Source organism: Acetivibrio cellulolyticus CD2 (assembly GCF_000179595.2).
Classification (GTDB): Bacteria; Bacillota; Clostridia; order Acetivibrionales; family Acetivibrionaceae; genus Acetivibrio; species Acetivibrio cellulolyticus.
This window is the reverse complement of record NZ_JH556658.1, coordinates 14,865-25,691: the sequence shown is the minus strand read 5'-3', so window position 1 is coordinate 25,691 and position 10,827 is coordinate 14,865. Positions and strand designations below refer to the sequence as shown.

Annotated in this window: 9 protein-coding genes; 1 reads left to right on the top strand and 8 read right to left on the bottom strand. The window is 35.0% G+C overall.

The window, feature by feature from the left end:
• Positions 1–87: 87 nt before the first annotated feature.
• Positions 88–726 carry a nitroreductase family protein gene (locus ACECE_RS0215950; RefSeq protein WP_010249071.1) on the bottom strand — a complete coding sequence of 213 codons (639 nt, stop codon included), beginning with the start codon at positions 724–726 and terminating at the stop codon, positions 88–90.
• Between the two features lie 414 nt (positions 727–1,140).
• On the opposite strand from ACECE_RS0215950, the gene ACECE_RS0215945 reads away from it, so the two are divergent.
• On the top strand, positions 1,141–1,473 hold the full coding sequence (locus ACECE_RS0215945) for a hypothetical protein (protein ID WP_010249070.1): 333 nt from the start codon (positions 1,141–1,143) through the stop codon (positions 1,471–1,473).
• A gap of 111 nt (positions 1,474–1,584) precedes the next feature.
• On the opposite strand, the gene ACECE_RS0215940 is transcribed toward ACECE_RS0215945, so the two are convergent.
• The 7 genes from ACECE_RS0215940 to ACECE_RS0215910 all read right to left on the bottom strand — a co-directional run bounded on the left by ACECE_RS0215940 (position 1,585) and on the right by ACECE_RS0215910 (position 10,181).
• Positions 1,585–2,610 carry a cohesin domain-containing protein gene (locus ACECE_RS0215940; protein WP_010249069.1) on the bottom strand — a complete coding sequence of 342 codons (1,026 nt, stop codon included), beginning with the start codon at positions 2,608–2,610 and terminating at the stop codon, positions 1,585–1,587.
• 162 nt (positions 2,611–2,772) lie between these two features.
• The gene (locus ACECE_RS0215935) at positions 2,773–3,480 is read right to left on the bottom strand and encodes a thioesterase II family protein (protein ID WP_010249068.1); all 708 of its coding nucleotides are present in this window, start codon (positions 3,478–3,480) and stop codon (positions 2,773–2,775) included.
• Positions 3,481–3,524: 44 nt separating this feature from the next.
• Positions 3,525–3,761, bottom strand: a complete 237-nt coding sequence (locus ACECE_RS0215930) for an acyl carrier protein (protein ID WP_010249067.1) — start codon at positions 3,759–3,761, stop codon at positions 3,525–3,527.
• Positions 3,754–5,352, bottom strand: a complete 1,599-nt coding sequence (locus ACECE_RS0215925) for a class I adenylate-forming enzyme family protein (RefSeq protein ID WP_010249065.1) — start codon at positions 5,350–5,352, stop codon at positions 3,754–3,756. The genes ACECE_RS0215930 and ACECE_RS0215925 overlap by 8 nt, the downstream gene beginning before the upstream one ends.
• Entirely contained in the window at positions 5,342–6,916 is a 1,575-nt protein-coding gene (locus tag ACECE_RS0215920) for a class I adenylate-forming enzyme family protein (protein WP_010249062.1), read from the bottom strand. The genes ACECE_RS0215925 and ACECE_RS0215920 overlap by 11 nt, the downstream gene beginning before the upstream one ends.
• A 111-nt stretch (positions 6,917–7,027) precedes the next feature.
• A complete protein-coding gene (locus ACECE_RS0215915; RefSeq protein WP_010249060.1) occupies positions 7,028–8,170 on the bottom strand; it encodes an alpha/beta hydrolase in 1,143 nt (380 codons plus the stop codon).
• A gap of 76 nt (positions 8,171–8,246) precedes the next feature.
• Positions 8,247–10,181, bottom strand: a complete 1,935-nt coding sequence (locus ACECE_RS0215910; RefSeq protein ID WP_010249059.1) for an LTA synthase family protein — start codon at positions 10,179–10,181, stop codon at positions 8,247–8,249.
• Between the last annotated feature and the right edge of the window lie 646 nt (positions 10,182–10,827).

Genomic DNA, 10,827 nt, shown 5'->3' with positions numbered 1-10,827 from the left:
AATAAATTTCATTTCTTAACCCCCATATATCTTTTCTTGCATTAACAGAATTTTGATGACCTCTAACCAAAACTTCGCTATATATAATTATATTATCGTAAAAACCTCTTCCAAGCTTTTGAGCTTTTTTTCCCTTGGTGTATAAGCGGGTACACCAATTGGTATAAGACTTATAAATTTATTTTCTAAAGGAACACCCAGAATATTGTTTATATCTTCTGCCGCAATAGCCGGTTCATTCATCCAACATGCTCCATAACCCTTTTCGTGCACCGCAAGTAAAAGGTTTTGTATTGCTGCACCTATAGAGAGCAAATCATAGTTTGCAAAGAGTTTCATAATATCTTCGCTGTTAAGCCCATGTCCTTTGAGGGCAGAGATCAAAATCTGATCATAATATTGTGCTTCTGTCATAAACACTGCTATAACTAAGGGTGCCTTTTCAAAGAAAGTTACCATTTTCCTTTTTGAAGTCAGATAAGAGTCTGTCACATCATCTCTTTTTTCTTCCAATATGTCTTCTAGTTTTTTGATTACTGCATCTTTAATTTTACTAATCACAGCCCTGTTTCTAACCGCCGCAAACCTCCAGCATTGACTATCACAGCCGCTTGGAGCATTTACTGCAGCACTTATAAAATATCTTATATCCTCATCTGGTATTCCTTGTTCAGAATATTTTCTTATACTCCTTCTTCCAGAAGCTAGATCTAAAAAACTATTCATAGATTCACCTTCATATTTTATTTAGATTATAAAACTAAGATCATTTTTTACAATTTCCGACCGAGTGATGAATACAGCTGTAACTTCATATTCATATAGAGCTTTTCCCAAATTATCCTATCACAAATTATAAATCTCAACAACTTTTTTATGCTATTTTATTATAAATAAAAGTTTTCAAGAATATATAGTTCCTCAACTCCAGGCATCTTTACTAAACATTTCCAACTACAAATACGAATTTTTTATTTTCGAAGTAACAATTTTCGAACTACCAGAATATTATTAAGTGTGTGCAAATTATGTAAACCAAGCAGTCGTGTAATGACAAAAACACCTGCAACTATGTGAATTATAAAGCTTCTATTAAAAATATACATACAACTATATCTACATTCTGAAAGGAGAAAAAAAATGTCTAATAACCTTTTTAAAAGAAGTGTTGAAGAGGTTTTCAGTGAATTTAACAAAAATGACCTCCCCTCCAAACTTAATACACTCATTTTCATTCTTAAGAAAGGAAATATTGATGAACTTACAGAAATAATGGATTCTGTCGATAAAGACCTGATTGTAAATAAAATTCTTGAAATTGATAAAGAAACTTTAAAAAATAAAAGTATTAATATTAATATATCCGAACTTAGAAGAAGACTAACTGAATCTGATCTTGATAAAATACGGCAAATCAGCGGTCCAAGAGGAGATGCTGTAGTAAGCAAACTGAAACAGTTATTAAGCTGGTAGTTTGGTCAAATTATTAAAGGCTGCATGGTAAGTTACCATGCAGCCTTACTTGAATACTGAAAACAAATTCACTCTAATTAAAATGCTATGTACTTAAGGCATCTTTTGATTTTATTCTACTACTTTTACTGTTCCTGCTTTATATTCTACTTTCATTGCTGCTAGCTGAGTATCTCCAAATGTTGAATCTCCAGATATTGCTATAGAATTTTCACCCACTTTGGCAGTATCCTTAACTTTAAATTTAATTTTTGTGAAAACACCGTTAGAATTTATTGATTCTGCACCAGTCATAGTATAATCTAAAAACAAGAACTTTATACTACCATCTTCACTCTTATTACTTCCATAATTTACGCCTGCATTCTTTACGATATCTCCAGCTGGTGCTTCAATAAACTCCAAATTAGCAGCATTATATGTAACTGTAAAATCAATAGTTGCAATTCCTATTTTAGATATATTGGAAAAAGTAATTGGAATTTCGACAACATCCCCTGCTTTAGCCTCCACAGTAGCCATTTCAACAGTAATAGTATCTGCAGCTGAAACTGCTGATGTTCGTTTTGGAGTTGCTCCTGAAGCTGGAGTTGTTGATGGAGTTACTACTGGAACTATAGTTGCTGATGGAGTCACGTCTCCAACTTGAGCCTGCCTTAATGATTCGTTCCACTCTACCCTTACCCCCAAAGCATCGCCAAGTGCTCTTAACGGTAAATATGTCCTTCCCTCAACAACAATAGGTGGATTCTCGGAAATAAACTCTTCTCCACGAACCATTACTTTGAATGATGCCTTTGTCGCTATCCAACTAGTCTTACCTTTATCAGCATCTCCTGTATTAGTCTTCGCAGAACCACTATTAGTAGTTTGTGTTTTAGTTGCCATTCCTACTTCAGCCTGCCTTAATTGATCATTCCACTCAACATTTACTCCCAAAGCATCACCCATAGCCCTCAAAGGCAAATATGTTCTTCCTTCTACGACTATTGCCGGATTCTCTGATATAAATTCTTCTCCACGTACCATCACTTTGAATGATGCCTTTGTTGCTGTCCAACTTGTTGCAGCAGCATAAACAAACATGCAGCTTCCTAGTATACCACCAATAACCAAACCACTGATTAATTTTTTCATAATTGAACACACTCCATTTGGTTAAAATAATGACTAACATTTCAATTATAACACAAATATTACAAGCTTGTCATCATTCAAGCTTATATTTTGTTAAAAGAGGGGGCATTTTTTCCTTATTCCCCCTCTTTTCGTGAAAAGTTAAATTAAGTCACAAAAGATTCAAGAATCCAACAATGTTTTATTAATAACAGCTATAACACCTTCCTTACACTTATTGATAAAGAAATGTCCGTCGTCAAACTCATAAAACTTGCAGTTCTTATTTGTACACTCCTGCCATCGTTCTACACTCTTTCCTTCAACGTAATCATCATACTTCCCGCTTAATACCGATATATCACAGTTTAGTTTTAGAATACTGCCATTGTGTTTATATGTTTCAACAAGCTTGTAATCCGCTCTCAATACCGGAAGAAAGAGGTCAAGAAGTTCTTTGTTTTCCAATACTTCTTGATTTGTACCTCCTAGACTACTGATTTTAGCCATAAATTCCCGGTCAGGAAGCATATATACGTTTTCATCTTCTACCTCAGCAAACGGAGGATAACGCCCTGAGAAAAATACATGTAAAGGTTCTTGCCCATTTTTACCGATTATAGCGCGGATTAATTCATATGTAAGTATAGTACCCATGCTGTGGCCATATATCGCATACGCGGTTCCATCCAATTCTCCGGAAATTCTATTGTATATATCATCTACGGCATCTTTGGCATCTCCATACAAAGGCTCAACAAAGCGTTTCCCCCTGCCTGAGAGTTCTATAGGTTTTAATTCAATTCTTTTATCCAGATACCTTTTCCAGCTCATATAACTCATTGCAGATCCACCTGCATAAGGCAGGCAGAAGAGTTTTATCTTTTCCAAATCCAATTCCTCCCAAATTTTCTCATGCCAGTAAATTTCTAAAATTATTGTTCGTTCATTAATTTGTATATATCTCCAACAGCTTCTATAGTTGCTACTGACGATAAGGGAATTTTTATACCATACTCTTTTATCAGAAACATTCCAAGGCTGAATAGCCCCAAAGAATCCATACCAAGGTCACTGTAAATGTTTGTACCTTCATTTATTTCACTTACTTCTATCCCAGTATATTCCGATACCTTTTGTACAAAATCAGACCATTCAATTTTATTATTCATGGCTGCCTCCTGTTATATTTAATAATTCATTATTTGCAATTTCTTTAAGCTTTTCGTAATTAACCTTTCCTACACCGGAATTTTTAGGAATTTCTTCAATAAAAGACATCTGATCCGGTACCATATAATTAACCAGCCCGCTTCGACAGTGTTTCATTATATCCTTTATCTCCAAATCGCAGCCTTCCTTTTTCACTATAAATGCCCATGTCATTTCCCCATACAGCTGGTGAGGCACACCGACTACTGCTGATTCTTTAACGCCTGGAAGACTATTTATATAATCTTGAACAACAATCGGAGATATCTGTTTTCCACCCCGTTTTATAAGATATTTTTTTCTGCCCAGCAGTGTAATTGAATTATTGCCCTCATACCTAACTATATCACCTGTTTTAAACCATCCGTCATTAAAACTTTTTTGAGTTTCTTCGGGATTTCCTACGTAGCCTTTTACCACATTTGGACCTTTTACATAAAGCTCCCCTTCACTTCCAACAGGCACGCAGTTACCTTCTTCATCACGAACCTCTATAGCATTTCCAATGTTTTCAGCCAGTTTCATAAGAGTTGTAGAGGTTGGATTTTCTTCACCAATTGATTTGCAGATCATAAATACATTGCTGGTTTCAGTTAAACCATAGCCGTTTGCAAATCCATTAAGGCCTGTAAACTTAGCCTTAAGTCTACTCCAAAGAGATGGAGAAAAGAAATCCATACCGGTCATTACTCTCTTTATAGATGATAAATCTAAGTTATCCAATGTAGGCAAAGTTAAAATTGCTTCATAAAATGCCGGTGGAGCAGACATTGTGTCAGCTTTCCAATATGCCAGCAATTGAACAAACTTAACCGGTGAAATTTCTGTCATAAAAATAGCACATACACCTTCAAACAATGCACCGAGACATGTTAAAATACCAGCCGTAGAAAGAGGGAAAGCCATTATTGAAGAAAATCCATCTGGTCCATTAATATTAAACGGAGAAACCAATTCATAAGACGCATGAATTTCAGAAGCAAAGTTTGATTGTGTCATTATTACAGACTTAGGAATCCCTGTAGTACCAGAACTTGATGCCATAAGAATAGGTAAATCCGGATCGGTTTGTGCAAGAATATAATCTTTTATTTCTATTTCAGGACATATAGGCATTGTGAAATTGTAAAAAGCATTACTTTCATCAATGGTTGCAATTTTATATTGGGCACCCATCTTGTCGGAAGACTCCTTCAAATTAGCAAACTGCTGCGATTTTGTTATCACAAATTGCACCTTGCATTTCTTAAAGATATCTACCTTTGCCATATCAGGCAGCATATGAAATAATGGAACAGCACAGCCTCCAAGTCTTGAAATAGCTATAAAGAGATAGAAAATCTCCTGACAGTTTGGCATTGTATAACCTACAACAGTGCCTGTCTGCACCCCTAATTTAATTAGGTGTTTTGTAAACAAATCAACATTTCTTTGAAATTCTTCAAGCGTAATAGATTTTTCATCAATGCACATAATAGTATCTTGCGGCTTGCCTGTTTTTATAAATTCCTCATAAATGTCATTAACGTTTTTCAAACTCTTACTTATCATCTTGTCCCTCCTGCTCTTTTATATATTTAAATTGTATTTTGCCTATATCATGCGGCAGCTCATCTGTAATTACTACCTTGTCCGGCATTTTGTATGCTGCCAGTTTGCCCTGACAGAATTTTATCAGGTCAGCACGGGTAAATTTACAGTCTTTCTTGGGCTGAATATAGGCTACCACCATCTCACCCATCAGTTCATGCTTCTCACCGATAACAGCAACTGCTTCTACATTAGGATGAGTTAATATGAAAGCTTCACTTTCCTCAGGGTAAATCAAGTTGGAGCCACGTTTTATAATCCTCTTGACCCTTCCTATAAACCGAACCCTGCCATCTTGCCTTTTCTCACCAAGATCACCCGTATCAAACCACTTAATTCCATCAAGCCACCTTATCTTTAAGGACGTTTCCTGCTCGTTTTTATAGTACTCATTTATTAGTGCATCAGTATGAATAAATATCGTTCCAACTTCACCTTCCGATACATCATTGTTCTGTGAACCCATCACTTTCATTTTTGTAAAAGGCAGTGTCCGGTAATCATTTGGGTCGAGTTCCCTGTCATATTCAGAATCCCATACTACCATAGTGGCCGTTTCTGACGAACCTATTACATTTACAACCCTTATATTCAGCCTTTCAAAAAAAATACGTGCGACTTCCATTGGGAGAACTTCTCCCGCAAAATAACACATCCTGAGGCTTGATAAATCATATTTATCAAAGTCTGGAACTGATAGTATAATTTTAGCCAGTGTTGTTGTAAGTTGGGCTACAGTTACTTTCTTTTGCTCAATTGTACTCAAAAACTTCTCCGGGTCAAAAGTCGGCTGATATAGAACTGAACCTCCTTTTAAAATCATCTGAAGGCCCATTCCAAAACCACCTTGATGGTAAAGCGGCATTCCGAGAAGCATAACGTCAGAACTGCCAAATCCTAAATATTCACCCATATCACACTGCGATTTATAAAACCCTATATGTGGAACAGCAATAATTTTAGGATTTCCAGTACTGCCAGATGTACATGCAAGCATTAAATTATCAGCCTCTTCCGGCTTATATACTTGTCCCTCATAATCACAGCCACAAGCCTTTTCTTTAAAACTTCTAAATGATAATACAAAATCTGTATCCTTTTCAGGTTCTGTAGCAATTATGTTCTTTAAAGTTGGAATATTCCCGGCGGCTTTCAATATGTTATCCAGGATATTATTTGCCCTGTACCTGGAAGCAACAAAACAAATTTCAATATCTGCAAGAGATATAACCCGTTCCATTTCCCACTGACCGATTTGAGGATCCAGCGGAACAGGTATGGCACCCATCTTTACAATTGCCCAGAAAATCTTATACCAAATTGCAGAATTAGGTATAATAATTCCGACTTTTTTATTTGGGGTTATTCCCATAAAGGCAAGAGCATTAGATATAATGTCCACATCCGTAATAAAACTGCTGTAGCTTACTTCCTCATCCTCAACTGCAATAAGAATTTTATCACCATATGTAGAAGCATAGTTTTTTATAACCGAATAAATATTCCTATAAGATGAATCACTCATTTTTGCCCCCTGCCAAAACATTTTATCTATAAGCACAAATAAAAATTAATTGCGCTTTTTTGCGGGACACACATGCGAAGCATACGTCCTGTATCAAAATTATAGCAAAAGTTATTTTTTCATCATGCCAAAGTGCGCTGCTGCCCAATCGGCTGCAACTTGTCTTACCCAATGAAGCTGCTCGCCTACAGGCATAGTATGGGTTACTACCTGCTGATTGGAATAGACAGGCTCTTGTTCAATAATTATTTTTTCTTTCTCACCTTGAGCTTTATCAAATAACTTCATAGCCAATTCGATAGTCATCCAATTGTCATATTTGCCATGTATAAATAAGTATGGGCATTTAAAAGAACCCTCTTCAAGAGCCTGCATTTCATTCATAAAGTCCTCGGTAGCCACTCCACCAGTTTGATAATTATACCATTCACCCTGCTTCATCCATTGTGGAGTTGTCTTAGTATCAACTTGAGTTATAAACAGAGGAAAAAATGTAACACAAAATGCATATCTAGGATCCACACATGCAGCTCTATAAGCGTATCCCCCTCCCATACAAAGACCATAAACTCCAAAGGCACCCTTTTTAATATCCTCTCTTTTTTCAAGAAAATCAGGAATCTTGGTAAATGCTGAATTCAAGTTATGAACACGGCACTTGGTATCGTGCACAAATAAGGATTCACCATTTCCAGGCATGTCCGGGATAAAGACAGCTATACCCCTGTCAGCAAGAGGCCTTGCAAGAGTATTCATTTCTTCCTTGCAGCTTCCTAAACCTGAATATATTATTACACATGGACTTTCAGCTTGAATCTTGCTCACCGGATGGTGTAAATAACCCGAAATAGTATTTTCACCATCAATCGGTATCTCCATATATTCAACTTTAGCCGGGTAGTATTCAGTACTCTTCCTGTATAAAGAAGCATATTCCATATACACTCTCTTTTTAGGCTCAATTCCTGATAAATTAATTAAAAAAACTGCATAATAACATTGTGCAGCATAAAAATAAAACTCACGTGCGGATATTGTATTATTATTCTTCTCACACTCTTGTGCCATGGTTTTGTATCTTAAAGCTTTCTTTTCCCATTCTTCCAACCATGACTTTTCCAACGAACGAGAATTTATATGGTTCTTATTTTCTACAGCAGATACAACATACTCTACATCGATAGGATTAACACCATAAATAAGAAGCCTGGTTATTACCGGATTTAATAGGCTTCTAATAGACCATTCCATCATAAAAAAGCTCACCCCTGCTTTCTAAATAAATAATCATCTTTTTAATTATATCATAAACCAATATACACAAATAACATTATTTAACTTTTTTGTCGAACAACATATAATATTGCAAGTTACGATATTCGGATACAGTTTTCTTATCTTTATCAGACAAGTTTTCAGTAAATTTACCATCACATGTTTTATAGAACCTATTAGTAATTACAGGTAATGAAGACTTTTTTTCATTGAGATAATCGAAATACCCGCAGTCTTTCATGCCAATATAATTAAGTAGTTCAGTATTTAGATAATTTGAGCTTATTAACGGCGCCTCGCCTACAGGTACATCCTTGCCCTGTTGCCTCAGCAAGTCTTTTGCAGATTTATTACTCCAAATAAAATAAGGGGTTTCGTAGGTATTCAAATATTCTTCAATACTTCCCGAGGTTCCGACATTATAGTTCATTGCCTTATACCCTGCAAAGTCATTTCCCAGAAATGGCAGGTGATCTCCAAAATACACCAATACTACCGGTTCACCGGATTTCTCCAATTGTTCAACCAAATATCCCAAAGCTTCATCATTTTGCCTGAGACCTCCAACATAATTATTTACCAGTTGATAATACTCCTCATTGATCGAACTATTATGCTTCAATATCTCAGGATAGCCAATTGGTTCATTTGCATATGGACCATGGTTTTCAATAGTTACTGTAAAATTAAAATATGGACTATCAGGATTTTTCTCCAAATGATTTTTAAAATCACTCAGCAAAAATTTATAAGTATCCATATCTGAAACATACCCGGTAAGTGACTTAGTACTCCTCTCAGTCACGTTATCAGCAAAAAAACGATTGTCAAATCCAAAGTACTCATATACATTAAACCTGTTGTAAAACCACGGATAACCCGGATGCAATGCCGTTGTCTTGTAGCCTTTGCTTTCTAATAATCTTGTTAGCGAAAAAGTATCCTTACGAATATACGCAGAATACGTATCTGCGGTCCAGTTCGCTAAACTTAGCGAAGTACCTGTCAAGAATGCAAATTCGGTGCATGAAGTACCTCCACCAAAAACAGATGTAACAATTTTACCATGGTAGGATTCTTCGCAAATCCTATTAAAATTCTTTAGGGGATTATTTAACTCATCAAACTTAATGCCTGGAATTCTATCAATATCAAAGAAAGCTTCACTCATTATTGCAATAACATGAGGCTCTTCTTTATCTGCATTTACATTGCTCGAAACTTGTACTGCTTCTTCAGTTTCGTAATTTCCAATCACCTTTTCAGCTTCTTCAACTGAGTATTCTTCCGGTGATGTCAGTTTTAATGAATTTGACTTAATCAGAAACGAATAAATAAATCCCCTTGATCTAACTATATCTACTGAGGAGTAGATAGTTCCATGCACTTTAAAATTATCATATATTTTTTCATTTTTATAACAAGTATTATACAAAACAACGGATAGCATGACAGAAAGCGTAACTCCAATTACCTTATATAACCATCCAACCGGCTTCGATTTTAAGAATAAAAACAAGCCCAAACCAACAATCAAAAATAGAACGAGCAGAAAAATCAATCCGCCATTTATCGGTAACTCGTTGATCTTTACTACATTTGTTGATTCATTTCCAAGCAATATGTCTGCTGGCACAAAAGGCTCCTGTCGGAGACTAATTTTAAAATAATTGACTACTTGAACAACAAAATAAAAACTTCCCGTCACAATGTATGAAATCCATATCCTTGAAGTCAGAAAATAAATACAAAGCATAACCAGCGTCAAAGGCAGCATGTTTAATAAAAACAACACCGGTTGAGTTAAATAGAGCATTAATACATCCAAAGAAAAAGCAGACGAAATAAGGGCTCCAATAACTGATAAACATAGTGACAAACCAATAACTATTAAGATATTTTTAATATCACTTTTAACATACATTTTTGGTATATTGAACAAAGTATTTTCAGACGATGTCTTTAACCTCTTAAAATTCACTGTTTCCACCGTATATCATCCCATCCTTCCCAAGTATTTGCACTGTACATAACAGGATATAAGTCTCTTCAGAAAAATAAACCTCCTGCGAAAGAGATTTACTATCATATGTCAATATAAACTGTGTTTTATTAAATATTCACAACAATTCTAACATACCATTCATTAAAGTCAAATAATTCTCCCACAAAATGTACTAAAAAGCACCAAAACCAATCAAACCCTATGCTTTATTCAATTCTGGTACCATTATACTTAATACTCCTCCCTTTATCACAGTTAATTTAATCCACCAATGCAAGTTCAAAAACAATTTGCCCGTTTTTTTACAAAACAACAAAAGTCCTTAAGGCATGTTTATCCTTTAGAAATCTATTGGTTTATTGTATTTATGCAAATTATGTGATATTATAAAGGAAAATATGTTAATAGCAAGTTCATATAATTTTATAAAACTATAAATTTTAGAATCTTGTTAAACAAATTTCTGGGGGTGACTGTTACACTTACATAAAAATTATATATATCGGGCAATATGTTTATCGCTTTGCATTCTTTACGAAATTATTCTTGATTTATTTCTATTATTATCTAAGTACTAAATTCCATTCATTTTATAAACCCCATATATAAAAATTCTAATTGTATATTATTT

Coding starts and splice junctions, on each gene's coding strand:
- ACECE_RS0215950 (WP_010249071.1), bottom strand. CDS start 726: ATGAATAGTTTTTTAGATCTAGCTTCTGGAAGAAGGAGTATAAGAAAA.
- ACECE_RS0215945 (WP_010249070.1), top strand. CDS start 1,141: ATGTCTAATAACCTTTTTAAAAGAAGTGTTGAAGAGGTTTTCAGTGAA.
- ACECE_RS0215940 (WP_010249069.1), bottom strand. CDS start 2,610: ATGAAAAAATTAATCAGTGGTTTGGTTATTGGTGGTATACTAGGAAGC.
- ACECE_RS0215930 (WP_010249067.1), bottom strand. CDS start 3,761: ATGAATAATAAAATTGAATGGTCTGATTTTGTACAAAAGGTATCGGAA.
- ACECE_RS0215925 (WP_010249065.1), bottom strand. CDS start 5,352: ATGATAAGTAAGAGTTTGAAAAACGTTAATGACATTTATGAGGAATTT.
- ACECE_RS0215920 (WP_010249062.1), bottom strand. CDS start 6,916: ATGAGTGATTCATCTTATAGGAATATTTATTCGGTTATAAAAAACTAT.
- ACECE_RS0215915 (WP_010249060.1), bottom strand. CDS start 8,170: ATGATGGAATGGTCTATTAGAAGCCTATTAAATCCGGTAATAACCAGG.